Source organism: Pseudomonas sp. S31 (assembly GCF_016648105.1).
Taxonomy (GTDB): domain Bacteria; phylum Pseudomonadota; class Gammaproteobacteria; order Pseudomonadales; family Pseudomonadaceae; genus Aquipseudomonas.
This window is the reverse complement of sequence record NZ_JACVVE010000001.1, coordinates 110135-134640: the sequence shown is the minus strand read 5'-3', so window position 1 is coordinate 134640 and position 24506 is coordinate 110135. Positions and strand designations below refer to the sequence as shown.

General features: G+C 65.7%; 21 protein-coding genes. 18 read left to right on the top strand and 3 right to left on the bottom strand.

Going from position 1 to position 24506, the window contains the following annotated elements; genetic code table 11:
- Nucleotides 1–16: 16 nt before the first annotated feature.
- Nucleotides 17–1249: an NRAMP family divalent metal transporter gene (locus tag IAE37_RS00575; RefSeq protein ID WP_201167255.1), complete on the bottom strand. Its 1233-nt coding sequence runs from the start codon at nt 1247–1249 to the stop codon at nt 17–19.
- 252 nt (nt 1250–1501) lie between these two features.
- On the opposite strand from IAE37_RS00575, the gene IAE37_RS00570 reads away from it, so the two are divergent.
- Nucleotides 1502–2167 (top strand): GntR family transcriptional regulator, encoded by a 666-nt coding sequence (locus IAE37_RS00570; RefSeq protein ID WP_201167253.1) that lies wholly within the window; start codon nt 1502–1504, stop codon nt 2165–2167.
- A 10-nt stretch (nt 2168–2177) separates the two neighbouring features.
- Here IAE37_RS00570 and IAE37_RS00565 read toward each other — a convergent pair whose 3' ends face one another.
- Entirely contained in the window at nt 2178–2657 is a 480-nt protein-coding gene (locus tag IAE37_RS00565) for a GNAT family N-acetyltransferase (RefSeq protein ID WP_201167251.1), read from the bottom strand.
- A 186-nt stretch (nt 2658–2843) separates the two neighbouring features.
- Here IAE37_RS00565 and IAE37_RS00560 point away from each other — a divergent pair, with 186 nt between their 5' ends.
- The 3 genes from IAE37_RS00560 (at nt 2844) to IAE37_RS00550 (ending at nt 5159) form a co-directional block, all read left to right on the top strand.
- Nucleotides 2844–3758 carry an alpha/beta fold hydrolase gene (locus tag IAE37_RS00560; protein WP_201167249.1) on the top strand — a complete coding sequence of 305 codons (915 nt, stop codon included), beginning with the start codon at nt 2844–2846 and terminating at the stop codon, nt 3756–3758.
- Between the two features lie 63 nt (nt 3759–3821).
- Entirely contained in the window at nt 3822–4697 is an 876-nt protein-coding gene (locus IAE37_RS00555; protein WP_201167248.1) for a pirin family protein, read from the top strand.
- Between the two features lie 201 nt (nt 4698–4898).
- Nucleotides 4899–5159: a DUF1652 domain-containing protein gene (locus IAE37_RS00550; RefSeq protein WP_201167247.1), complete on the top strand. Its 261-nt coding sequence runs from the start codon at nt 4899–4901 to the stop codon at nt 5157–5159.
- An 83-nt stretch (nt 5160–5242) separates the two neighbouring features.
- Here IAE37_RS00550 and IAE37_RS00545 read toward each other — a convergent pair whose 3' ends face one another.
- Nucleotides 5243–5530 (bottom strand): hypothetical protein, encoded by a 288-nt coding sequence (locus tag IAE37_RS00545; RefSeq protein WP_201167242.1) that lies wholly within the window; start codon nt 5528–5530, stop codon nt 5243–5245.
- 346 nt (nt 5531–5876) lie between these two features.
- Here IAE37_RS00545 and mnxG point away from each other — a divergent pair, with 346 nt between their 5' ends.
- The 14 genes from mnxG (at nt 5877) to IAE37_RS00475 (ending at nt 24501) form a co-directional block, all read left to right on the top strand.
- Nucleotides 5877–11729: a manganese-oxidizing multicopper oxidase MnxG gene (mnxG, locus tag IAE37_RS00540; RefSeq protein WP_201167240.1), complete on the top strand. Its 5853-nt coding sequence runs from the start codon at nt 5877–5879 to the stop codon at nt 11727–11729.
- Nucleotides 11730–11748: 19 nt separating this feature from the next.
- A complete protein-coding gene (locus tag IAE37_RS00535; protein WP_201167238.1) occupies nt 11749–13737 on the top strand; it encodes a cytochrome D1 domain-containing protein in 1989 nt (662 codons plus the stop codon).
- On the top strand, nt 13734–14405 hold the full coding sequence (locus IAE37_RS00530) for an SCO family protein (protein ID WP_201167236.1): 672 nt from the start codon (nt 13734–13736) through the stop codon (nt 14403–14405). The genes IAE37_RS00535 and IAE37_RS00530 overlap by 4 nt, the downstream gene beginning before the upstream one ends.
- Nucleotides 14402–15067: an SCO family protein gene (locus IAE37_RS00525; RefSeq protein ID WP_201167234.1), complete on the top strand. Its 666-nt coding sequence runs from the start codon at nt 14402–14404 to the stop codon at nt 15065–15067. The genes IAE37_RS00530 and IAE37_RS00525 overlap by 4 nt, the downstream gene beginning before the upstream one ends.
- Nucleotides 15068–15072: 5 nt before the next feature.
- A complete protein-coding gene (locus tag IAE37_RS00520; RefSeq protein ID WP_201167232.1) occupies nt 15073–16611 on the top strand; it encodes a cytochrome c/ABC transporter substrate-binding protein in 1539 nt (512 codons plus the stop codon).
- Nucleotides 16612–16623: 12 nt separating this feature from the next.
- The gene (locus tag IAE37_RS00515; protein WP_201167230.1) at nt 16624–17268 is read left to right on the top strand and encodes a SurA N-terminal domain-containing protein; all 645 of its coding nucleotides are present in this window, start codon (nt 16624–16626) and stop codon (nt 17266–17268) included.
- Between the two features lie 249 nt (nt 17269–17517).
- Nucleotides 17518–18051, top strand: coding sequence for a response regulator (locus IAE37_RS00510; RefSeq protein WP_201167228.1), 534 nt, complete (start codon nt 17518–17520; stop codon nt 18049–18051).
- 60 nt (nt 18052–18111) lie between these two features.
- The gene (locus tag IAE37_RS00505) at nt 18112–19803 is read left to right on the top strand and encodes a GspE/PulE family protein (protein WP_201167226.1); all 1692 of its coding nucleotides are present in this window, start codon (nt 18112–18114) and stop codon (nt 19801–19803) included.
- Nucleotides 19784–20578, top strand: a complete 795-nt coding sequence (locus tag IAE37_RS00500; RefSeq protein ID WP_201167224.1) for a hypothetical protein — start codon at nt 19784–19786, stop codon at nt 20576–20578. The genes IAE37_RS00505 and IAE37_RS00500 overlap by 20 nt, the downstream gene beginning before the upstream one ends.
- 1 nt (nt 20579) lies before the next feature.
- On the top strand, nt 20580–21122 hold the full coding sequence (locus IAE37_RS00495; RefSeq protein WP_201167222.1) for a pilus assembly protein: 543 nt from the start codon (nt 20580–20582) through the stop codon (nt 21120–21122).
- Nucleotides 21109–21672: a GspMb/PilO family protein gene (locus IAE37_RS00490; protein ID WP_201167219.1), complete on the top strand. Its 564-nt coding sequence runs from the start codon at nt 21109–21111 to the stop codon at nt 21670–21672. Before IAE37_RS00495 ends, IAE37_RS00490 begins: the two co-directional genes overlap by 14 nt.
- Complete coding sequence (locus IAE37_RS00485) at nt 21672–22172, top strand: hypothetical protein (protein WP_201167216.1); 501 nt, start codon at nt 21672–21674, stop codon at nt 22170–22172. Before IAE37_RS00490 ends, IAE37_RS00485 begins: the two co-directional genes overlap by 1 nt.
- Nucleotides 22169–24031 (top strand): secretin N-terminal domain-containing protein, encoded by a 1863-nt coding sequence (locus tag IAE37_RS00480; protein ID WP_201167213.1) that lies wholly within the window; start codon nt 22169–22171, stop codon nt 24029–24031. Before IAE37_RS00485 ends, IAE37_RS00480 begins: the two co-directional genes overlap by 4 nt.
- Nucleotides 24028–24501, top strand: coding sequence for a type II secretion system protein (locus IAE37_RS00475; RefSeq protein WP_201167210.1), 474 nt, complete (start codon nt 24028–24030; stop codon nt 24499–24501). The genes IAE37_RS00480 and IAE37_RS00475 overlap by 4 nt, the downstream gene beginning before the upstream one ends.
- Nucleotides 24502–24506: the final 5 nt, after the last annotated feature.

Sequence of the window (24506 nt, the reverse complement as noted above, 5' to 3'; positions counted from 1 at the left end):
GGTCTCCGTGGCAGTCTCAGGCTGCGTTGATGAAGGCGAAGATGGCACCGGCCGACTTGAATGCCATGTACCACGACAACAGGCAGGTCAGCACGCCCAGTACCAGCAGCCAGCGCGGGTAGTGGTAGCCGCCCATCAGGTCGGAGCGGCGCCAGCCGACGTACATGAAGATGCTCAGGCCCAGCGGCAGGATCAGGCCGTTGAAGCCGCCGGCGAACACCAGCAGGGCTGCCGGCGGCTTGCCTGCTGTCAGGTATACGGCCAGTGCGACCAGAATGAAACCGACGGTCGCCAGGTGGCGGGTGCGCTCGGTGATGCGTTTGGAAAACACGGTGATGAACGACATCGAGGTGTACGAGGCGCCGATCACGCTGCTGATCCCGGCGGCCCACAGTACCAGGCCGAAGGCCATCAGCCCGGCCTGGCCGGCGGCGGCGCCGAATGCCTGGGCGGCCGGGTTGGCAGCCTGGCCGGAGACGTCGATGACCACGCCGCTGGCGACCACGCCGAGGATGGCCAGGAACAGCACATAGCGCGCGATGCCGGTAACCAGGATGCCGGTCAGGGCCGCCTTGGACACCACGTCGATGTTTTCCACGCCAACGGTGCCTTTGTCCAGCAGGCGGTGGGCGCCGGCATAGGTGATATAGCCGCCCACGGTGCCGCCGACGATGGTGGTGATCGCCGCGAAGTCGACGAAATCAGGCCATACCGCCTGGCGCAAGGCCTCGCCCAGGGGCGGGTGGGTCGAACAGGCCGCGAACACGATCAGGCTGATCTTCAGGGTGCCGAGGACGATCATGATGCGGTCCATGGCCACGCCGGCGCGGTGCGACGAGAAGATGCCGATGGCCACCAGGGCGCTCAGCGCACCCCCCCATTTCGGGTCCAGGCCGATCAGCGCATTGAGGCCAAGACCGGCGCCGGCGATGTTGCCCAGGCTGAACACCAGGCCGCCGAAGATCACCAGCACCGCCAGCACGTAACCACTGCCGGGAATCGCCGCGTTGGCCAGGTCTGAGGCGCGCATGCGGGTGAGGGTGACGATACGCCAGACGTTCAACTGCACGACGAAGTCGATGAGGATCGAGGCAAGGATGCCGAAGGCGAACGCAGCGCCCAGGGTCGCGGTGAAGGTAGCGGTCTGGGTCAGGAAACCCGGGCCGATGGCGGAGGTGGCCATCATGAAGATCGCGGCGATCAGGGACGATCGCCGGGCCTTGCTGAACTCTAGAGCGGTCTGTGTCACAGCAGCATTCCTACAATGAGAGATGACTTCGCTGAGCAAGTGCCATGCCATGTAGCAAGAATAGGCTTCAATTCGATGAATCATGCGGCCTAGATTGTTCAACAATCTATTTTGTATTGGTGAGCATAATGCACCGGATTGTTACACTTCCACTCATTCGTGCTACCTGATGAAGCACGCCGCGGCTTTGTGCCTTGCCAGGTAACGAGGTCTCGGGGAATATCCTTGCGTCCTCCTTCTTCTGGATTACCCATGACCGACGTTTCTGCCACGCTTCCCCGCACGCTGGGCGAATCCATTACCCAGGAAATCCGCCGAATGCTGGTCGAAGGCGAGTTGGTGCCAGGGCAGCGCCTGTCCGAGGCGGCGCTGGCCGAGACCCTGCAGATTTCCCGTAACACCTTGCGCGAGGCGTTCCGCGTACTGACCCGCGAGGGCCTGCTCAAGCACGAACCCAACCGCGGCGTGACCGTGGCCGAACCGGACATGGCGTCGATCATCGACATCTACCGCGTACGCCGCTTCATCGAGTGCAAGGCCATCGCTCAGGGCTTTCCACTGCATCCGGGCACATTGAACATGCGCGAGGCGGTCGACGCCGGCATGCAGGCGCGTGAGGCGAAGGACTGGGTGGGTGTGGGGACGGCCAACATGCTGTTTCACCGGGCCATCGTCGAGTTGGCCGATAGCCCGCGGTTGCTGGTGTTCTATTCGCAGATATCGGCCGAGCTGCGGTTGGCGTTCGGGGTACTCAACGACCCGGAGTTCCTGCACCTGCCGTACCTGGACATGAACGCGGCGATCCTGCGCTGTGTAGAAGAGGGGCGATCGGAGGAGGCCACGCGCATGCTGGAGAACTACCTGGTGCAGTCCGAGCGCATCGTGCTGGCGGCGTATGAACGGCGGGTGAAACGCTGAGCGACCTCGCTCACCCTTGGGCGAACGCCAGCAGCTTGTCGCCATCGAGCCGGTAGCGCACCCACTCATCCTGCGCCTCGGCACCCAGCGACTGATAGAAGCCGATGGCCGGTTCGTTCCAGTCCAGCACGCTCCATTCCAGGCGGCCGCAGCGGTTCTCCACCGCCTCGCGGGCGATGTGGCGCAACAGGTCGCGCCCAGCACCGCCGCCCCGTTGTTCGGGGGTGATGTACAGGTCTTCCAGGTAGATGCCATTGCGCCCCAGCCAGGTCGAATAGCTGTAGAAGTACACGGCAAAGCCGATCGCCCGGCCATCGCGTTCGCAGATCAGGCTGTGCACGGTGCTGCCTTCGTCGAACAGGCTGTGCTCGATGTCCTCGATGCTGGCCACCACCTCATGACGGGCGCGCTCGTAGTCGGCCAGTTCGGTGATGAAGGCGAGGATCTGCGTGGCATCGCTGCGTACGGCTGGGCGGATGGTCAGGCTCATGGTGGGCTTCCTTGGATGGGAACGGCGAATCCGGCCGGCTAATCTACCGCAATTGTCAGGGCTGATCCGCCCTTTCGTGTCACCTGATGCTGGCCAATGTCCTGATGGCCCTGAATCAGTGATTCCGCTGGACCCGCTGCTGTTTGTAGAATTGGGGCTTTCCTGAACTGTCGAGTACAACTGCCGATGGAGTTGATCCCCTGGTCCCACGAATGCTCTGAAGGTTTCACCTTGCGCGGCTGGCGTTCGCCGGCCAGCGGCAAGCCGCTGCTGCATTTCTTGCACGGCAACGGCTTTTGCTGCCTGGCCTACCAACCGCTGTTGGCGCGCCTGGCCGAGCATTTCGACCTGTGGTTGAGCGATGTCCAGGGCCATGGCGACAGCGACCACGGCGGACCGTTTCGTGGCTGGAATCGCACCGCAGCGTTGGCGGTGGAGGCGTTCGAGGCCGGGCGCGGCGAGTATGGCGAGGTTCACCGGTACGCCCTGGGCCACAGTTTTGGCGGCGTACTCACCAGCCTGATCGTCGCCAGCGAGCCGCAGCTGTTCCGCCGCGCGGTATTGCTCGACCCGGTGCTGTTCAGCAGGCGCATGCTCGGGGTGATGGGCGCGGCCCGTTTGCTCGGCCTGCATCGGCGCCATGGCCTGGCGCGTGGGGCCGCAAGGCGGCGCAGCCATTGGCCGGACCGCCAGGCCGCCTTGGCTTCGCTGCAAGGGCGGGGCATCTTCAAGGGGTGGGCAGAAACCGCCCTGCATGCCTACATCGAACATGCGATCGGTGATTGCGGCGAGCGGGTAGTGCTCAAGTGTCGGCCGAGTCGCGAGGTGGAGGTGTTCAGCTCGTTCCCGGCGCGGCTATGGGCCTCGCTGAAAAGCATCAGCACACCGACGCGCATTCTCTATGGCGAGCAGACCTACCCGTTCGTGCCGCAATCGGTGAAGCATCTGGCGCAGCTCAATGGTGCCGTGAGCACGCTGGAGATGCCCGGCGGGCATTGCTTCATGCAGGAACAACCCGGCCCGGCGGCGGAGCAGGTCCTGGCTTTTCTGCATCCCGAAGCCTCTTGTTGTTCTACTGATGGAACGATCCATGCCATTTGAGCCGTCTACCGGCTGATTGCCCGCATTGGTAAGGTGGTACCCAGCCAAGAGAGGAGACTTCTCATGAAAAAGATCCTGGGTATCCACCGCAGCCCCCACGCCCATTGGGTCGGGGATGGCTTTCCGGTGCGCAGCCTGTTCACCTACGACGACCTGGCCAGCCAGCTCAGCCCGTTCCTGTTGCTCGACTACGCTGGCCCTCACGACTTCAGCCCCACCCACCAGCGCCGGGGCGTGGGCGAGCACCCGCACCGTGGATTCGAGACGGTGACCATCGTCTACCAGGGTGAGCTCGAACACCGCGACTCTACGGGCGCGGGCGGCCTGATCGGGCCCGGTGACGTGCAGTGGATGACCGCCGCCAATGGCATCATCCACGAGGAATTCCATGCACCGTCCTTTGCCCGCACGGGGGGCACGCTGGAAATGGTGCAGCTCTGGGTCAACCTGCCGGCGCAAGACAAACGTGCCGCGGCTGGCTACCAGACCCTGCTCTCGGCGGACATTCCACAGGTGCCGCTGGCACAGGGGGCCGGCACCCTGCGGGTGATCGCCGGTGCCTACGAGGGCCACCAGGGCCCGGCTCGGACCTTCACCGCCATGGATGTCTGGGACCTGCGCCTGAACGCGGGCGCGAAACTGCAGCTGCCAGTTGCGGCTGGGCGCAACGCAGCCCTGGTGGTGCTGTGCGGTAGCGTGCGGGTCAATGCCGAGCGCGATGCCGGCCCGGCCAGCCTGGTATTGCTGGAGCGCGACGGCGCCGATGTCGAGCTGGAAGGGGTGCAGGACTCCAGCCTGTTGCTGCTCAGCGGCGAACCCATCGACGAGCCCATCGTCGGCTACGGTCCGTTCGTGATGAACAGCCAGGCGGAGATCCTCGAGTCGTTCGAGGCTTTCCAGGCCGGCCGCTTTGGTCAGATGGCAGCGACGGAGCACTGACCGCCCGTCGCCAAGTCCCGGGACCCGACCGAACGCCCGCCGGGCGCAGTCCTCTTCCACTAAGGTGCTAGGGGATTCTTCGCACGATCATCGCTCAAGCGCATGGACGGCCGCTTGGGCATGGGCATTATCAATTGGCACTCCGCCGAACAAAGGCGTAACCACTCACAATAGGCCATCCAGTACAGAGAGGGTCATACCATGTCGTTGATAGGAGTTTCGATGCTGGAAATGCGGCAGATGATCGAACAGGCCTGCCTGCCTGATCGTTGTGAAGTCAGCTGCCTGGACGGCGCCACCCTGACCATCCGCCTGGGTCAGGGCAACAACCTCGACGAGGGCGTGACCCTCGCCGGTGTACCGCTGCACAGCCTCAACAGCTGCCGCGACCTGGTCAACCTGGTCGGGCAACTGCATGCCATGCAGGCCAGCCAGTCAGCGCCACTCAAGGCCATCGCCTGACGTCGCCGCTGCCCGGTCAGCCGAGGCTGGCCGGGCGTACGTATTCAGGTATCAGGACGTTGAACCACGACAGGATCATCGACTCATCGCAATTCGAGCAGCAAGTTGAGCCCGCCATCGCCGCATTTCCCCCGATCACGTACCACACCATGGTAACTGCAGCCTTCGAAGATGAAAGCGACGCTATGGGCGCGGTCGACCTTGTCTGGCAAAGGCGGACAGATGTGCAAACGCAGCGCGGGACGGCCTTGCAGGTTCACCGGGGCAAGCTGGCACTGGCATTCCACGCTCAGGGCCACGGGGCCGAACAGGGTGTCGCGGACGTAATCGAGTTTCACGTTGGCGTTAGGTGCACGGCAAGGCATTTTCATGCGCTGGGCTCCAGGGCTGGTACGCAGGGGGGAGGGCTGTGGGGTCAAGGCAGGCTCCGTGCGAGGGGCGACGTGGATCAAGCTTTGAAGCTTGCCACGCGTGGACGTTCAAAATATTTCATTGACGTTCATCGGCGTGGCTGCAGGCGCTGATCTACAGGCCGGGACACTCCCAAGCCCGGCCACTGGCAATGACAATCCTCCCCCCTGTTCGGGGAATCCCATTGGGGAATCCTCCCCAGTTCGTTTTGTTTTGGTCTGTAACTATCTGATTTTATGAGTGTTTAGTAACTGGCACACACCTTGCTGACCTCCTCGCATATTCCCTGCGTCCCGGAGGTGCAGCATGTCGACCCCGAACAAAGGCCCCGTCCTGACGTCACTCATGTTCGCCCTGCTGGGCTGGCAGGCTACCAGCGAGGCGGCTGTGCAGTGCCAGCGCACCCTGGTGGCCGATGTAGTGGCGCTGGACCAGCCTCTGATGTTCAACCGCCTTGGCGCGCAGAACGCCAACGGCATGATGTTCGCCCTCCGCGAGGATGTGGTGGACGACAAGCAGGTACCGTTGAGCATTGGCGGCGCCGCGATGCCGGGCAAGGTCACCTTGCGTCCGGACAAGCGGCCGCGGCCGATCGTGCTGCGGGTGGCCGCCGGTGACTGCCTTACGGTCAACCTGACCAACCTGCTGGCCTACCAGGCCAACCCCAACAAGCACGGCCTGGATCACGAAGAGAACGAAACCGAGGAAGAGGAGGGGTTGGAAACCGAGGTCGAGAACGAGGGCGGTGAGCACTTCGTCGCTGACGAACAAGTGACCGATCGCCATGTCGGCTTTCAGGTCAATGGCCTGCAAGCGGTCAACAGCATCGGCGACATCGCCGCCAACACCGGCCGCAATGGCAACTTCCTGGTAGCGCCAGGCAATACCCGCAGCTACACCTTGTATGCCGAGCGCGAAGGGGCTTTCGCTGCTACCAGCCAGGGCGCGACCTTCGGTGGCCAGGGGGGGGCCGGCAACGTCGCCAACGGTTTGTTCGGCCAGGTGGTCGTGGTGCCCAAGGGTGGCCGCACCTACCGCAACACCCTCACCGAAGAAGAAATGCGCCTGGCTACCACCGGTCGTACCGCCACCGGCCAGCCAGTGATCGACTACCAGGCGCGTTACCCCCAGGCCGCGCCGTGGATCGCCGAGGGCAAGGCGGGCAAGCCGATCATCGCCATGGTCGATGGCAACCAGATCCTCAATAGTGAAACCGATGCCGTCGTCATGGGCCCCAACCCTGATGGCAGCTTCCCGCGCTCGACCTATCCGCTGGAAAGCATCAACAAGCGCAACCCGGCATTGCCCAATCGGCTCGAGGCGTTTCGCGACTTCGCCTCGCAGTTCGCCGATGAAGTTGCCGCCACCCAGGCATTTCCCGGCTACTGGGCCGACCCTGTGATGGGGCACGTGCTCGAGCCGACTCGCGACTCGTTCATGATCAACTACGGCTCCGGCGGGATGGGCGCGGAGGTGGTGGCCAACCGCCTTGGCGTCGGCCCCATGCATGATTGCCTGTCGTGCGCCTACGAAGAGTTCTTCCTGAGCGCCCATACCGTAGGCGATATCGGTACTTTGGTCGACGTTCCCGCCAACGTCGGCCTCGAACACATTCGCCCGGGCGAGGTGCCCCCAGCCTCCGCCACCGGGGTGAAGGCGAACATGGCGCTCTACCCGGCCGAACCTGCCAACGTGCACCACAGCTACATCGGTGACTTCACCAAGTTCCGCAACACCCACAACGGCCACGAACAACATATCTTCCACCTGCACGGCCACCAGTGGTTGTTCAACCCGAACGACGACAACTCCGACTACATCGACGCCCAGGGTATCGGCCCCGGTATCGGCTACACCTACGAAATCGCCAACGGTGGTGCGGGCAACCGCAACCGTGTCGCCGGCGATGCCATCTATCACTGCCATTTCTACCCGCATTTCGCCCAAGGCATGTGGGCCATGTGGCGCGTGCACGATGTCTTCGAGGAGGGGACCCGGCTGGAGGTCAGCGGGCAGGGCGAGAACGGCTTCCATGGCCAACCCTTCGCCCTGCGCAGTGGCAAGCCGGCGGCCGGCGCGCGGGCACTGCCCGATGGTGAGATCGTGGCCGGTACGCCGATTCCGGCCATCGTGCCGCTGCCAGGCAAGGCCATGGCGCCGATGCCCGGCAAGGTCGTGGTAGTGCCCAAGCTCGATCAACGCGTAGTCGCGCAGCAGGACGATGACGACCCAGAGGAAGCGGACGACGATCACCCAGGCGAATCCACCGCACCCAAGGCAGTTGGCTCACTGGCGCTGGTCGACCGCAGCGAAAGCAACCGCAACGCCGACGGCTCCTTGAAGAACCCAGGCTATCCGTTCTGGATCGGTGGCATGGAAAGCAGTGTCGGCAACCGTCCGCCGACCCCGCCGCTGGACATGCTCGATCCGGCCTTGGCCCGGCAGCTCAAGGACAGTGGCAAGGCCCTGTGGGCCAACCTCGACCCGAACCAGGTCGATGGCTGGGACGGCGGCCTGGGTCGCCACGCGCTGGACGGTGTGTCCGCTGGCGGCGAGGCCGAAACCACCACCACCAAGCTCGATTTCTCCAAGGTGGTGCACAAGGCCAAGCCCATCTACCTGCCCGAAGAGGGGACCGACGTCGAACAAGCGGCCATGCAGTTCCACGCCCAGGCCGAGCACCCCAGCTATGCCTTGGTCCCCGGCAGCCAACCGGTGCCCATGGCGTTTCGCACCAATGGTGCGTTGCCCACTGCCGGTGCCCCGTATTACGAACCGTGCATGGATGATCGCGGCAAACGCCTGACTCAAGGCTCGGGTGCGGGCGAATTCTTCAGTGGTGAAAGCCTCACTGGCATCAACTTCCGCGGTTCCTCCACCTTCACTGCCGATCGACCACGGATCTACAAGGGCGCGAACATCCAGTTCGACGCGGTGTACAACAAGGTCGGCTACCACTTTCCGCAAGCCCGCATCATCGCGCTCTGGGAAGACGCCTGGCCGGTGATCAGCAAACAGCGTCCGCCAGAGCCACTGGTGATGCGCATGAACACCTTCGATTGCACCATGTACACCCACACCAACCTGATCCCGTCGTTCTATGAAATGGACGACTACCAGGTGCGGACCCCAACCGACGTGATCGGCCAGCATATCCACCTGCCCAAGTGGGACCTGACCGCCGCCGACGGTTCGGCCAACGGCTGGAACTACGAAGACGGTATCCTCTCGCCCGGCAGCGTGGTCGAACGCGTGCATGCCATTCGTGCCTTCAATGGCTGCAGCGAAGGCGACAGCCGCGAGGGTACGGCGGCCTGTCCAAAGGCCAGGCAGCACCCGTACTTCGGGCGCTTCGGCCGCGCCGACTGGTTGGGTGCGCGTACCGCCATGCAACGTTGGTTCGCCGACCCGCTGGTCAACGTGCACAACGTCGACCGGGGGCTGGGCACCATCTTCACCCATGACCACCTTGGCCCATCCACTCACCAGCAACTGGGCCTGTACGCCACCGTGCTGGCCGAACCCGCTGGCTCCACCTGGTACCACGCCGAGACCGGCGAACAGCTGTACAACCCGGCACTGCGTGCCGACGGCGGGCCTACCTCCTGGCAAGCGGTGATCAAGACCGGCGACCATGATGGCGATGGCAAGAATGACAGCTACCGTGAGTTCTTCCTGGAGTACAGCGACTTCCAGCATGCATACGAAGCGGGGGTCTACGTGGGCGCCGGCCCCGATGGCGTGCCCAACGGCCAGGCTTACCCGGCGACCGCCGACAGCTTCCGCTACGCCATCAACCCCCCCGTGCGCCAGAAAGCCTCGAACCTGCTCGAGTCGGTGGTCGAGTCGCGCGGCGGGCTCAGCCCAGGTTGCCCAACCCGGCCATGCCCGCAGGCGATTTCGGTGGATGACCCCGGCATGTTCGTCGTCAACTACCGCAACGAACCGCTGGCCTTGCGCGTGTTCGACCCGAACAAGGTCGGCCCGGACGGCAAGCGCGGCATGCAGGCCGACGGCTTGGGCGGGGACCTGGGCTATGCGATGCAAAGCCGTACCGACCGTGCTATCCCGGCGATGAACCTGGCACCCTCGGCGATCACCTCGGCGGTCGGCCCGACTGGCGGCACCACGCTGTTCCCGCCCCACATCAACAAGGCCGGCAGCGAACCCGGCGACCCCTTCACGCCGATGCTGCGAACCTACTCGGGGGACAACGTGCGCCTGCGCCTGCACGCCGGCGGCCACGAAGAGGAGCACAACGTTACCTTGCATGGCGTCAAGTGGCTGCAGAATGGCTCTGGCTTCGGCAACAGCTCCAACTCGGGCTGGAAGGCGTCGCAGATGATCGGTATCTCCGAACAGATGGGCTTCATGGCGCCGGTGTCGATGATTTCCAGTTCGGCAGCCACCAACGGCGACTACCTGTACTCCATGGACGCCGCCCTGGAAGGCTACTGGAACGGGATCTGGGGCGTGATGCGCAACTATACCGCGCAGCGCGCCGACCTGTTCCCGCTGCCGAACAACCCGCAGCCGGTGGCCATGCGCAACACCGTGAATTTCGACGGCATATGCCCGAAAACCACGGCCAACCCCAACGGCATCGGCACCCGTGCCACGGTCAAGCGCAGCTACGAAATCGTCGCCGCGCTGGCCAACGACATCCTCGAGAACCGCAACGGCGTCAGCATTGGCGACCCGGCCGGGGTCGGCCAGCACGTGGGTGGGCCCTTGAAGGCAAGCGGTGGCACGTTGGTGTTCAACAACCGCGCGACCAGCATCCCGCAGGTAACGGTGGTCGACGAGGAGGACGGCACCACCTTCACCGTCGGCGGCCACAGCGCGCCACTGCATGACCCGACGGCCGTGCTGTACGTGCGCAAGGCAGACCTCGACCCGATCAGCGGCAAGCTCAAGCCAGGCGTGCCGGTCGAGCCCTTGGTACTGCGCGCCAATGCCGGTGATTGCGTCAGCATCACCCTGGAAAACCGCCTGCCAATGGTCATGCCGGACCTGCCCAGCACTGCGGTCATGCAGAACGTGGTCAAGCGCGATCGCTTCGATGGCGAAGGCTCCACCGCCTTCAACAACAACCTGATGCGCCCGTCCAGCCATGTGGGCCTGCATGCGCAGTTGCTGGCCTACGACATCACCAAGTCCGACGGCGTCAACGTCGGTGCCAACCCCGTGCAGACCGTGCCACCGCGCGCGGGTAACAGTGGTGCCTACCCGAGCCGGGTGTACCAGTACTACGCCGGGCACTTGGAGCGTGAAGGCAAGCCGGTGCTGCAACTGGGCCGCACGGTGGACAACATCAACACCACGGCGATCGAGTTCGGTGGCCTCAACCTGACGCCTGCCGATGTCATCAAGCAACCGCAGAAAGGCCTGGTCGGCGCCATGAGCATCCTGCCGCAAACCGCGACCTGGACCGAGGACACCGCCAGCCGTGCCCAGGCCACGGTCAAGGTCAGCGGCCAAGCCGACTACCGCGACCTGGTGACGGTCTGGCAGCGCTCGATGAACATGCGTTGGGCCGATGGCCGTCCGGTGGAAGGGATCGCCACCGAGGGCAATGGTGTGCCCGGCGATCCCAAGGACAACGGCAACATGGCCCTCAACTACAAGACCGAGCCGCTGTGGCTGCGCTTCGGGCTAGCCCCCGATGCACCCTTTGGCCATGCCGATGGCTTCGGCCTTGCCGATGTGCCCAATGCCCATATGGCCTACAGCAACGCGCTGGTGGGCGGCGATCCACAAACTCCGGTGCTGTACGCCAAGCCTGGCCAGCCGGTGCGCAGCCATGTGCTGATGCCAAGTGGTGGCAGCCGCGGCATCACCTACCAGCTCGACGGGCACCTGTGGCCGCTGCACAACTACCAGGCCGAGAAGAACGACATCGATGGCTACCCCATGGGCCTGCCTGGCATCGGCTCGGTGCGCTTCGGCTACAACCCGATGGCCATGTACATCGGCGCCCAGGAAAGCGTGCTGCCGGCGGCGCACTTCAGCTTCATGCTGCCGAGTGCCGGGGGTGCCAACGCGGTACCGGGGGACTACCTGTTCCGCGACTATGCCGCCTACGGCAACCTCTCGGGGCTGTGGGGAATTCTGCGGGTGACCAATGACGCACCGCCGGCAACCGCCGCGGCGCAGTAACGGAAGAGGGAACGCGAGCATGAACGAGAAGACTCGCCCGGCGTACCTGGGGATGTTGTTGGGGGTAGCGCTGATCGGCCTGGGGGTGGCCTACGAGAAGCTCTGGTGCGACCCGCGCGAGCTGTTGCAGGAGCCTGAAGATCCTCAGGCCCTGCACCGGCTCAGCCGGGACGGACTGACCGTGGAGTTCGAGGCCCGGCCCTTGACCGGTGAGGTGTTGCGCGAGGGGGACTTCGCCAACATCCGCTTCAAGGTCAGCGACCAGGCCAGCGGCCAGCCGCTGTCGGGCATGGCGCCTGGGGCCTGGATCGACCCGGCACAGTCGGCGCCGCAGGGCAGCACCCGCGACCAGAGCTGCAAGGCTCGCGTGGCGCTGTTCCTCAAGAGCAGCATCGGCGCTCGGCCGATGCTGGACCTCAATGGCTACTTCCTGTTGGTACTGAACAAGGACGCCAGTCTGACGGTGATCGACCCCACGGTCTCGGTGGGGGGTATCACCAGCACCCTGGCGCGCATCGACCTGCCCGGCCAGCCGATGGACTGGGTGGCGACCAGCGATGACAAGCAGGTGTTCGTGTCGATTCCCGAGCGCGGCAAGGTGGCGGTGATCGATACCGAGACCTTCACCCGCGTGGCCGACCTGGACGCCGGTGCGCAACCGCTGCGCGTCGCCTTGCAGCCGGACCAGCACCGACTGTGGGTCGGCAACAACAGCGACGATCCGGCCAAGAGCGGCGTGACGGTGATCGATGTGCCGGGGCGCACCCTGCTCAAGAGCTTCGCCACTGGCAGCGGGCACCATGAGATCGCCTTCAGCGCCGACTCGCGCTATGCCTTCGTCAGCAACCGCGACAGCGGCACCTTGAGCATCATCGACATTCCCGACATGCGTCTGGTGAAGTCGGTGCCGGTGGGGCCACACCCGTTGTCGGTGGCCTATTCGGCGCTGTCCCAGGCGGTATACGTGGCCGATGGCCGGGAGGGCACGGTGCGGGTGCTCGACGCCCGCAGCCATCAGCTGCGCCATATCGTCAAGGCCGAGCAGGGCCTGGGGCCGATGCGCTTCAGCAGCGATGGGCGCTACGGCATCGTGCTCAATACCCTGGAAAACCAGGCATTGGTCATCGATGCCAGTACCGACCGGGTGATCCATCGTATTCCGGTGGCGGCCGAGCCCTACCAACTGACCTTCACCAAGGGCTATGCCTACGTGCGTGGCCTGGCATCACCCAAGGTCAGCATGATCAACCTGGGCAGCCTGGGCGAAGGGCGCCAACCGATCGTCCAGGGCTTCGAGGCCGGCCCGGCCGCCCCGCGCCAGGCCGGCGATCTGCCGCTGGCCCAGGGGCTTTCGGTCTCGCGTGACGACAACTCGGTGTTCGTGGTCAACCCGGTGGACAACACCACCTATTTCTACGCCGAAGGCATGAACGCGCCGATGTCCGGCTACAACAACCGCGGCCATCAGGCACGCGCGGCGCTCGTGGTCGACCGCAGCCTGCGCGAGCTGGCGCCTGGGGTGTACGGCTCGACAGTGAAGATGCCGGCGGCCGGGACCTTCGACGTGGCCTTTCTGCTCAACCAGCCGCAGATCATCCACTGCTTCAGCACCGACGTGGCGGTGGCCCCGGATGCGGCCAGCCGGCGTAACGCGCACGCCGAGTTCATTGGCATCGACCAACCCCAGGCACAGCACAGCGCCTTCACCGCACGGGTACGCATCGTCGGCGACGATGGCCGGCCGCGCGCGGGCCTGCGCGACCTGCACCTGCGCTACTTCCTGGCGCCGTCGTCGATGCCGCGCGACCTGCCACTGGTGGAAGTGGAAGCCGGCCTCTACCAGGCGCAGTTGAGCTTGCCCGACCCTGGCGCCTGGTACCTGCATGTGCAATCGCCCTCGCTCGGGCGCAAGTTCGCCGAAGAGAACTACACCAGCCTGCGTGTCCTGCCGGCCGCTGCCAGCACCGCCCAGGGCACTGCCCCCAGTGAAATCAGGAGTCTGCGATGAACATCAAGCCTGCCTGCAAGCGACTGTCCCTGAGCCTGACCTTGCCCTTGCTGCTGTCCGCCCAGCTGGCGCTGGCCCACGCCGGACACGACCACGGTGGCGCCGCGTCGCAGCCGCCGGCGCTGCACCAGGAAGAGGCCAGCGTGCGCTTCGCCGATGTCTCGCTGCTCGACCAGGACGGCATGCCGGTGCGCCTGGAAAAAGACCTGGTGGGCGACCGGCTGGTGGTGATGGGCTTCATCTATACCAGCTGCACCACGGTCTGCCCGGTGGTCTCGTCGATCATGGGCAAGGTCCAGCAACGACTGGGTGGCCGTGTGGGGGGCGAGGTCCAGTTGGTGTCCATCAGCGTCGACCCGCAACGCGACGACGCCAAGCGCTTGCAGGCCTATGCCAAGGCCTTCCAGCATGGGACCGGCTGGAGCTGGCTGACCGGCTCGCCCTATGCCATCACCGAGACGCTCAAGGGGCTCGGCAGCTTCACCGCAGACCTCACCCAGCATCCGCCGCTGATTCTCGTCGGAGACGGGCGTAGCGGCCACTGGACCCGCTACTACGGCTTCACCGACCCGAAGGTGCTGGTCGATGAAATCAACCGTCTCAGCGCCCGCCGAGTGCACGCCAAGAGTACCGCCATCGTCGAACACCAGCAGGAGGTGCAGCCATGAACAGCGTGACCCGCCGTACCACGATGCGCAGCAGCGACTGGCTGGCCCTGGTGGCCTGCCTGTGGATCCTGAGTTCGGTGGCCTTCGCTCATGACGGGCACAGCTCCGAAGCCGCGCCGAGCCCACAGCCGGCACCGCCCGCCATCACCAGTGGCGGCGGCACCCACGATGCCCAGGCCTGGTTCACCGATACCCTGCTCAAGGACCAGAACGGCCGTGAGTTGCGCTTCTACAGCGATGTGCTCAAGGACAAGGTGGTCATGCTCAACGTGATTTTCACCCACTGCACCGACGCCTGCCCGCTGATCACGCGCAAGTTGCGCGAGGTCCGCGAGGCGATGGGCCCGGCACTGGCCGGCCAGGTGACGTTCGTGTCGATCAGCAGCGACCCGCTCAACGACACCCCGTCGGTGCTCAAGGCGTTTGCCGAGCAGCAGGGCGTCGATGGCCCCAACTGGTTGTTCCTCACCGGTGACAAGGCCAACGTCGACCTGGTGCTGGGCCGCATCGGCCAGTTCCTGCCGAGCCCCGAACAGCACTCGACCCAGCTGATCGCCGGGGACGTTGCGGGCAAGCGCTGGAGCAAGATCCGCCCGGATGCACCGCCCGTGGCCATCGCCCAGCGTATGCAGTTGCTGACCCAACCCCTGGCGGGGCGGTAGTCGCCATGGCTATTCTGGGCACCCATTTCAGGTTGGCGGCAGCCTTCCTTTGCTTGGCGATCCACGGCTCGGTCTTTGCCCTGGACCTGACCGCCAACGAACAGGCCGGCAAGCGCCTGTACCGCGAAGGCGTGTCCAGCAGCGACGTGCAACTGCAAGCCCGGGTGGGCGCCAGCGACATGAGCGTGCCGGCCACGGTGCTGCCCTGCGCCAGCTGCCATGGCAGCGACGGCCGCGGCCGCGCCGAAGGGGGCGTGCGTCCCCCGAGCCTCGACTGGCAACGCCTGGCGCAGGGGCAGGGCGAGCGGCAGGTCAATGGCCGCCGTTATCCCGCCTACACCGACAGCACCCTGGCCCGCGCCATCCAGCAAGGGCTCGACCCCTCCGGCAAGCGCCTGGACCCGGCCATGCCACGGTTCGATCTGACCCTGGCCGACCAGCGCAACCTTACCGCCTACCTCAAGCGCCTGGCTGACGAGCGCGACCCGGGCGTGGAGGAGGGCGTGTTGCGTCTGGGCACGTTGCTGCCTAGCCAAGGCCCGTTGGCCGGCGCCGGGCAGGTGGTGCGCGCAGTGCTCGAAGACGGCCTGGCCCAACTCAACCAGCAAGGCGGTATCCATGGGCGCCGGCTGCAACTGGTGGTGCTCGACCCCGGCGACACCCCGGCCAGCGCCGAACAGGCCTTGCACCGCCTGATTCAGGAGCAGCAGGCCTTCGCGTTGGTGGCACCGGTGGCGCCGATGCTCGATACGCGACTGGCAGCGATGCTGGAACGCACCGACGTGCCCTTGGTCGGCAGCGCGCCGCAGGGCGCCGTCAGCAAGCAGATCTTCGACCCCATGCCTGCACTATCGACCCAGCTGCTGAGCCTGGCGGCCTACGCCCGCACTGGCCTTGGCCTGTCACCCCAGGGGCTGCGTGTGGTCTACGCCGGCGCCGAGCAGGCCGCACTCGCCGAACAGGTGCGCCAGGGCTTGCAAGTGCAGGGCTGGTCGGTGGCTGCGGTCGAAGCTTTCAACGGCCAGGCCATCGACAGCCCGGGTATCGTCTTCCTCGGGCATGCCCAGGCCTTCGTCGAACTGGCCGCGACGCTGCAGGCAGCCGGCCGCGAGCCCTACTTGTTGGCAGCCTCCAGCCAAGTGGCCGGGGCCCTGGGAGGGCTGGCGGAGCAATGGTCGCAGCGAATCCTGCTGGCGTACCCCTACGTGCCCGGCGACTGGACCGAGCAGGGGCTGGCCAACCTGGCTGCCGTGCAGCAGCGCCAGGGGCTGGACCGGCGCCAGGCGGCGTTGCAGGTCAACACCCTGTGCGCCCTGCGCGTGCTGACCGAGGCGCTCAAGCAGATCGGCCGTGATGCCAGCCGTGAACGCCTGGTGGCCGCGCTCGAAGGCCTGCACGACATCGACACTGGCCTTACCCCGGCCTTGGGTTTCGGCCCTGGTCGCCGCCAGGGGCTGGCCGGGGCCCACGTGGTGAGCGTGTCGCTGCCTGGGCCAGGTTTCACATCCGTCACCCCGTACCGGCCGTTGCCGGACGCGCCCTGAATGGAGCTAGCCATGCGTATCTTGATGCTGTGCCTGTTGCTGTTGGTGGCCAACGTCGGTTGCGCCAATGAAGTGGCTGCAGCGCGGGTCAATGGCGTGGAAATCGGCGTGCTGCGCCTGGAGCGCTATTTCAGCGAATACCTCGACGCCCAGGGGCGGGCACCGGCCAGCATCCGCAACCCGACGCTGTATAAACGCCTGCGCGACCAGGCCCTGGACGAGCTGATCGACAAGGAACTGCTCTGGCAGGAGGCCCAGCGCCGCGGCATTGCCATCAGCGACGACCAGGTCTCGGCCCAGGTCGGCCAGTTGGAAGCCGCGTTCGGCAGCCCGGCGATTTTCGAGCGAAGACTGGCGCAAGCGGGTTTCACTCGGGCAGAGTACGCTGACTACACTCGCCACGAGCTGGCTGCCCAGCAGGTCTATGCGCAGCTCAGCGAGGTGGTCGAGCCCACGCAGGCGGACGTGGCGGCCTTCTATCAGGCCAATCGGGAAATGTTGCAAGGAATGCAGAACCAAAGTGATAGCGCTTCTGTCATACCAGAACAGGGCCTGGATGTGGCCAGGGCCGCGCTCATCGGCCAATTGCAAGGGCAAGCCCGCAAGGCCGTGCGTCAACGTTTGCGTGAATCCGCTACAGTGGAAATCGCCAACTGAGCCCTGTGACGCGGTTTCCCCACTACTGGGGAATAACGAATTGGCAATGTGCCATCATCTCCCCGGAAGTGGGGGAAGCGAGCGCTCGCCGTTTTTGGGGGATTTCCTTTCTACTTGAGTAAGTGCAAGCGAATCAACACGTTACAAGTGGTGCAAGATGACTATTCATGCCTGGCACGAAGCCTGCTCAAGCCTGTACAAGGCAGCACTTCGCAGACCGGGTAACCGGGAAGTACTAGGGAGTGGGCCTTGGTGAACAGAGTATTGGTAGTCGATGACGAACAGACCCTTGCGCAGAACCTGCAAGCGTACCTGCAGGCGCAAGGCCTGGATGTTCATGTCGCCCACGATGGTGCCAGTGGAATCAGCCAGGCTGAAAACCTGACACCGGATGTAATTGTGCTGGATTATCGCTTGCCCGACATGGAGGGCTTTCAGGTCCTCGAGACCGTGCGCAGGAACAGGCAGTGCCACTTCGTGCTGATAACCGCCCACCCGACCGCCGAGGTCCGTGAGCGGGCCGCGGAACTGGGTGTGAGCCATGTCCTGTTCAAGCCGTTCCCCTTGGCGGAACTGGCCCGCGCAGTCTTCGACCTGATGGGCATCGAGCGCCAGCGCAGGGCCACGGACACCCCGGCCGAAGGGTACGTCGAACGACGCCAGAACAGGAACGAATCGTTCCCCTTGCAGTTGTTCGATGGTAGCTGGGTCCTGGCCGACCGCCGCCGTAATGGCGCCAGCCCCCCTGGACCCGACGACGACCAACTGCTCACTGGGGAATAGCGGCGCCCGCAGCCCTGACTGAGCCAGCCTGCGACGCGCCCCTGAGCGGAGTCGCAGGCCATGTCCGAAGTATTCGCAAGCAATGTGGCGGCCCAGCAGCTCCCGGCCTACCCGCGTGAACTGCTGGCCCAGGCCCGCCTGCAAGCCACCGACGAACGCCTGCTCAACTGCCTCGAACGCCTGGCAGCCGATACCCCCGACACCTTCACCCGCCGCCTGGGCGCCAGCCTGCATTACCCGGTGCTGGACAGCCAGGCACTGCTGGGCAGCAGCCCATGCTTCGACAGGGTCAGCCTGGCCCAGTGCCTGAAGCGCGAATTCATCCTGGTCGAGCAGGGCGGGCAGGTGCTCGGCGTGTTCGCCGACCCCTTCGACCACGCCCGCCTGGCCTGGATCGACGATGTGCTGCAGGGCGCGCCGTTGTACCTGGCCCACGCCGCCGACATCGCCACCTTCCTGGCCCGCCACGAAGAAACCTTCCATGCCGTCGACGCCCTCGACCACGAGGCCGAGGCCGGCAACGAGAGCGACCCTCTGCAACGCCTGTCGCTGACCAGCATCAGCGAAGACCAGAGCCGCGTGGTCAAGCTGGTGAACTCGACCCTCTACGACGCCCTCAAGCAGCACGCCAGTGACATCCACCTGGGCATGACCGGCCAGGGCCTGACCATCAAGTACCGCATCGACGGCGTGCTCAACGGTGCCGGCAAGGCCAGTGGCAGCGCCTTCGCCGACCAGGTGATCTCGCGCATCAAGGTCATGGCCGAACTCGACATCGGCGAAAAGCGCGTGCCCCAGGACGGCCGCTTCAAGGTTGCCGTGGGGGACCGCCAGATCGACTTCCGCGTGTCGATCATGCCCAGCATCTTCGGCGAGGACGCGGTGCTGCGGGTACTCGACAAGCAGGATCTGTCCGACCGTGTCAGCGGCGTCCAGCTGCAGGCCCTGGGCTTTGCCGAGGAAACCCTCAAGGCCCTGCGCCGGCTGGCCGCCGAACCCTACGGCATGATCCTGGTGACCGGCCCCACCGGCAGCGGCAAGACCACCACCCTGTACGCCATGATCAGCGAGATCAACCACGGCGTGGACAAGATCATCACCATCGAGGACCCGGTCGAGTACCAGTTGCCCGGCGTGCTGCAGATCCCGGTCAACGAGAAGAAGGGCCTGACCTTCGCCCGTGGCCTGCGCTCGATCCTGCGCCATGACCCGGACAAGATCCTGGTCGGCGAGATCCGCGACCCGGACACCGCGCAGATCGCCGTGCAATCGGCCCTGACCGGTCACCTGGTGTTCACCACGATCCACGCCAACAACGTGTTCGATGTGATCGGCCGCTTCAGCCAGATGCAGGTCGACCCCTACAGCTTCGTTTCGGCGCTCAACGCCGTGCTGGCCCAGCGCCTGATTCGCCTGGCCTGTGCGCACTGCTGCACGCCCTGCGAGGTCGATGACGACACCCTGGCCGCCTCGGGCCTGAGCCGTGAAGCGGTGGCCGGCTGGACCTTCGTTCGCGCCCAGGGCTGTGGCCAATGCCGCGGCAGTGGCTATCGCGGGCGCAGCGCCATCGCCGAACTGCTGCACCTGGACGACGACCTGCGGCAGATGATCGTCGAACGCCGCCCCCTGTCGCAGATCAAGTCGCTGGCCTGCCAGCGCGGCCTGCGCCTGCTGCGTGCCTCGGCCCTGGACCTGGTCCGTGACGGCCGCACCACTCTTGAGGAGATCAACCGTGTCACATTTATCGCTTGATCGTGGCGCTTACAAGTACAGCGCCGTACTGGGTGCCGAGGGCGTCGGCCTGGGGCTCTGGCACAACCATCGACACCACTGGCTAGGCAGTCGTGGGTTCGCAGGCGACACCGCGCAACCGGCCTGGGAGGCCGCCTTGCAGGCGCTCGCCGAGCTGCTGGCCGAACATGCCGTGCGCAGCGGTCAACTGCGGGTCCTGCTGTCGGCCCGCTACAGCCGCTTCTGCCTGGTGCCGTGGAGTGACGCCATCGGCCACCCGCGCGAGCTGGACGCCTATGCCCGGGGCTGCTTCGAGAACCTTTACGGCCAGCCGCTGGACGACTGGCGCATCGTGCTCTCGCCCGAGGCCGCCGGTGCCGCGCGCATCGCCACGGCGCTGCCCGAGGCGCTGCTGCATGGCCTGCAGGCCCTGGGCCGGCAAAGCCACTTGCGCCTGCGTTCGGTGCAGCCCTACTTGATGGCCGCCTACAACCGCTGCTCGGGGCAACTGGAGCAGGGCGACTTCCTCTTCGTGCTCGCCGAACCGCGCCGCAGCGTGCTGCTGCTGGCGGCAGGCGGCGCCTGGCAGCAGGTCCTGGCCCAGGGTTGCGCAGACACCGACCAGGCCTTGCAAGCGCTGATCGAGCGCACTTGCGAGCTCTACGGCGAGCGCCTGCCGCGGGTCTACCTGCATGCCCCAGGCCGCGCTGATGTGGCGCAACTGGCGGCGGTGCAGCTGTGCCAACCGGCTGCCGACAGCGACCCGCTGTGCGCCATGTGGCGGGCGGTGGCCTGACATGCGCCGCCTCGACCTGGAATTCCAGCCCCGTCGCAGCGGCCCGTTGGCCTGGTCGCTGCTGGCCCTGAGCGGCGCCGTGCTGGTGGCGCTGATCGTGCTGCAACAGCAGCTCCAGGCCGAGCAGGTCGCCCTCGAAGACCGCGTCCACGGCCTCGAACTGAAACTCGGCCGCCGGCCGGCCACCGCCGCGCCGCAAAGCACCGCCGCCAGCCGCGAGCAGGCCGAGCGCCTGGCGCAGATGCGCAGCGTCTCGCAGCAGTTGCAACGGCCCTGGCAGCAATTGTTCGCCATGCTCGAAGCACAGCCACAGGAAGACGTGGCGCTGCTCAGCCTGACCCCGGATGCACGCAAGGGCCAGGTCCGCATCGCTGCCGAGGCGCGCAACCTGGAAGCGATGCTGGCCTACCACCAGCGGCTGGAGCGCAGCGCCGAGCTCAGCGACGTGTCGCTGCTCAACCACGAGGTGATGGCGAGCCAGCCCGAGCATCCCGTGCGCTTCACCCTCACTGCCACCTGGGAGACCGGCCATGCGCGTCCCTGAAGCGTTGAACAGCCTGGTTGTGCTCGAGCAATTGCGCCGGGTCGGCCGGGTCGGCCTGGGCGCCGCTGCCGTTGCCGTGCTGGCCCTGGGAGTAGCGGTGGCCGGTGTGCTGCCGCAGTGGCAAGCGGTGCGTGAGCTGCGCGCCAGCGAGGCCGATGCCAGTGTCCAGCTGGAGCGGGTCAGGCGCGGTGAGCTGAAGATTGCCGTGAAGCCCGAGCAACAGGCACTGGACAGCCTGCGCCAGCAACTGCCTGGGCAACCCGAGGCCAGCGAGCTGATCGAGCGCCTGTACCACCTGGCCGGCGCCGAGCACATCAGCCTGGCCCGTGGCGAGTACGCCTTGGGCGTGGATCCCAAGACGCAACTGGCGCGCTACCAGATCGTACTGCCGGTGCGTGGCAGCTACCCGCAGATCCGCGGCCTCCTGCGCGGCCTGATCGGGCAACTGCCGACCCTGGTCCTGGAAGACCTCGAACTGCAACGCAAACGCATCGGGGACCGTGAACTCAACGGCCGCCTGCGCATGACTCTCTACCTGTCGAGGTCGTGATGAACACTCAACGCACTTTGATGTGGGTCGGGTTTCTCGGGGTCAGCGCCGTGCTGGCTTGGGCGCCGGGGCATTGGTTCTGGCAGGAGGACGAGGTGGCCCCCTTCGCGGCTAAAGCCGCTCCTACAGGTGCGGCGCCGGCTGTAGGAGCGGCTTTAGCCGCGAAGGGGCCCGAACAGGCCTCCCGCGACCTGTTCCCCGCCCAGCAATGGACCGCCCCGCAAGCCCTGGCCACGGTCACCGAACAACCGGTCGACACCGCGCCGGTGATGGTCGCCGCACCCACCGCGCCGCTGCTGCCGTTCCAGTTCGTCGGCCGCATGGGCGACCGTGACGACCTGCAGATCTTCCTGCAGAGCGGCGAGAAGCTCTACGTCGTGCGCCAGGGCGACGTGATCGACGACACCTATCGCCTCGACAGAGTCTCGGCCAACGAGCTGGACCTGGTTTACCTGCCCTTGCATCAGTCACAGACCTTGTCTGTAGGGAGCGCACCATGAAGTCATCGAAGTCGTGCAGGACTGCTCCATTCATGCTCCTGGCGCTGTGCGCGGCAATCGCCGGCTGCGGTTCCAGCGCGGTGCGCCAAGACAGCGCCGAGCTGATGAAAGAGGGGCAGTACGAGGCCGGCATCGCCCGCCTGGAAGAGGCCCTGCGGGAAGACCCCCGCGATACCGAGCTCAACATCGCCTTGGCGCATGGCCGTCAGGCTGCGGTGGAGGCGCTGCTGAGCCAGGCGGACAGCGATCGCCTGCGTCACGACTTCGGTGGCGCGCGCACAGGCTACGGCCGGGTGCTGACCATCGAGCCGAACAACCGCCGCGCCCAGGAAGGCATCCGCCAGCTGGAACTGATCCGTACCCTCGACGAACGCGTGGCCCTGGGCCAGGCGGCGCTGCGCCAGGGCGACCTGTTCGGTGCCGAGCGCTACATGCGCGAAGTGCTGCGCCTGGACCCGCAGAACCAGAAGGGCATCATGCTGCGCAGCGATATCGAGAACGTCCAGGCCCGCACCGCGCAGCCGTTCCCGCAATTGCGCAGCAAGCTCGAACGCCCGGTCACCCTGGAGTTTCGCGAGGCCGGCCTGAAGACCATCTTCGAAGTGCTGTCGCAGGTCGCCGGGATCAACTTCATCTTCGACAAAGACCTGCGCCCGGACATGAAAGCCACCATCTTCGTCCGCGATGTGCGCATCGAGGATGCCGTGGCGCTGCTGGTGGAACAGAACCAGTTGCGCCAGAAGATCGTCAATGACAACACCTTGCTGATCTACCCCGACTCGCCGCAAAAGACCAAGGACTACCAGGAACTGGTCATGCGCACCTTCTACCTCACCAGCATCGATGCCAACACCGCGTTGAACATGGTCAAGACCATGCTCAAAACCCGTGACGTGTTCGTCGACGAGCGCCTCAACACCCTGACCATGCGCGACACGCCCGATGCCGTGCGCATGGCCGAGAAGCTGCTGCAGTCGCAGGACCAGTCCAACCCCGAGGTGGTGCTGGAGGTGGAGGTGATGGAAGTGGCTACCCAGCGCATCCTCGACCTCGGCCTGCAGTGGCCCAACACCTTCGGCGTGCTCGATTCCGCCGGTAAGTCGGTCAGCGTGCTCGACCAACTGCGCGGTATCGACTCCAGCCGCATCAGCATCTCGCCGGCCCCGCAGGCCAAGATCAACGCCTCGGACAAGGACATCAACACCCTGGCCAGCCCGGTGATCCGCGTCAGCAACCGCGAGCAGGCACGCATCCACATCGGCCAGCGGGTCCCGATCATCAGCGCCACCTCGGTGCCCTCCACCCAAGGCCCGGTAATCACCGAAAGCGTCACCTACCTGGACGTCGGCCTCAAGCTCGAAGTGCAGCCCACCGTGCACCTGAACAACGAAGTGGCGATCAAGGTGGCGCTGGAAGTGAGCAACGCAACGCCCCTGGAGGCCACCCGCCAGGGCACCATTCCGGTCCAGGTCGATACCCGCAACGCCCAGACCAGCCTGCGCCTGCACGACGGCGAGACCCAGGTGCTGGCCGGTTTGGTGCGCAACGACAAGAACGCCAGCGGCAACAAGATCCCGGGCCTGGGCGACATTCCGGGCCTGGGCCGGCTGTTCGGCAGCAACCGCGACGACATGAGCAAGTCCGAACTGGTGCTGGCGATCACCCCGCGCATCGTGCGCAACCTGCCGTACCAGAGCCCGTCGGACATGGAGTTCGCCACCGGTACCGAATCGAGCTTGCAGGTGCGCCAGGTGGCGCCGCTGCCGGTGCGTGACGTGCCCAGCGACGAAGGCGACAGCGCCCCGGTGGTCGAGAGCCAGATGGCTGCGGTACCCGTGCCTGTGGGCCCACGGCCATGAAACGCGCCCAGCGCGGCTTCAGCCTGATCGAGGTGGTGCTGACCCTGGCACTGCTCGGGCTGCTCGCCAGCATGGCCGCGCCGCTGACCGAAACGGTGGTGCGCCGTGGCAAGGAACAGCAACTACGTGAGGCGCTGTACCAGATCCGCGACGCCATCGATGCCTACAAACGCGCCTTCGATGCCGGTTTCATCGAAAAGCGCCTCAATGCCAGTGGGTATCCACCGAGCCTGCAGGTGCTGGTGGAAGGCGTGCGCGATGTGCGCAGTGCCAAGGGGGCGAAATTCTATTTCCTGCGGCGCATTCCCCACGACCCGCTCCTCGCCAGCAAGGACGAGGACCAGGGCGGCTGGGGCCTGCGCGCCTACGACAGCGAGCCGGACAGCCCACGCGAAGGCGAGGATGTGTTCGACGTGTACTCCAAGGCCCGTGGCAAAGGCCTCAACAATATCCCCTACGGGCAATGGTGACGGCC

Coding starts and splice junctions, on each gene's coding strand:
- IAE37_RS00570 (WP_201167253.1), top strand. CDS start 1,502: ATGACCGACGTTTCTGCCACGCTTCCCCGCACGCTGGGCGAATCCATT.
- IAE37_RS00565 (WP_201167251.1), bottom strand. CDS start 2,657: ATGAGCCTGACCATCCGCCCAGCCGTACGCAGCGATGCCACGCAGATC.
- IAE37_RS00560 (WP_201167249.1), top strand. CDS start 2,844: ATGGAGTTGATCCCCTGGTCCCACGAATGCTCTGAAGGTTTCACCTTG.
- IAE37_RS00555 (WP_201167248.1), top strand. CDS start 3,822: ATGAAAAAGATCCTGGGTATCCACCGCAGCCCCCACGCCCATTGGGTC.
- IAE37_RS00550 (WP_201167247.1), top strand. CDS start 4,899: ATGTCGTTGATAGGAGTTTCGATGCTGGAAATGCGGCAGATGATCGAA.
- IAE37_RS00545 (WP_201167242.1), bottom strand. CDS start 5,530: ATGAAAATGCCTTGCCGTGCACCTAACGCCAACGTGAAACTCGATTAC.
- mnxG (WP_201167240.1), top strand. CDS start 5,877: ATGTCGACCCCGAACAAAGGCCCCGTCCTGACGTCACTCATGTTCGCC.
- IAE37_RS00535 (WP_201167238.1), top strand. CDS start 11,749: ATGAACGAGAAGACTCGCCCGGCGTACCTGGGGATGTTGTTGGGGGTA.
- IAE37_RS00530 (WP_201167236.1), top strand. CDS start 13,734: ATGAACATCAAGCCTGCCTGCAAGCGACTGTCCCTGAGCCTGACCTTG.
- IAE37_RS00525 (WP_201167234.1), top strand. CDS start 14,402: ATGAACAGCGTGACCCGCCGTACCACGATGCGCAGCAGCGACTGGCTG.
- IAE37_RS00520 (WP_201167232.1), top strand. CDS start 15,073: ATGGCTATTCTGGGCACCCATTTCAGGTTGGCGGCAGCCTTCCTTTGC.
- IAE37_RS00515 (WP_201167230.1), top strand. CDS start 16,624: ATGCGTATCTTGATGCTGTGCCTGTTGCTGTTGGTGGCCAACGTCGGT.
- IAE37_RS00505 (WP_201167226.1), top strand. CDS start 18,112: ATGTCCGAAGTATTCGCAAGCAATGTGGCGGCCCAGCAGCTCCCGGCC.
- IAE37_RS00495 (WP_201167222.1), top strand. CDS start 20,580: ATGCGCCGCCTCGACCTGGAATTCCAGCCCCGTCGCAGCGGCCCGTTG.
- IAE37_RS00490 (WP_201167219.1), top strand. CDS start 21,109: ATGCGCGTCCCTGAAGCGTTGAACAGCCTGGTTGTGCTCGAGCAATTG.
- IAE37_RS00485 (WP_201167216.1), top strand. CDS start 21,672: ATGAACACTCAACGCACTTTGATGTGGGTCGGGTTTCTCGGGGTCAGC.
- IAE37_RS00480 (WP_201167213.1), top strand. CDS start 22,169: ATGAAGTCATCGAAGTCGTGCAGGACTGCTCCATTCATGCTCCTGGCG.
- IAE37_RS00475 (WP_201167210.1), top strand. CDS start 24,028: ATGAAACGCGCCCAGCGCGGCTTCAGCCTGATCGAGGTGGTGCTGACC.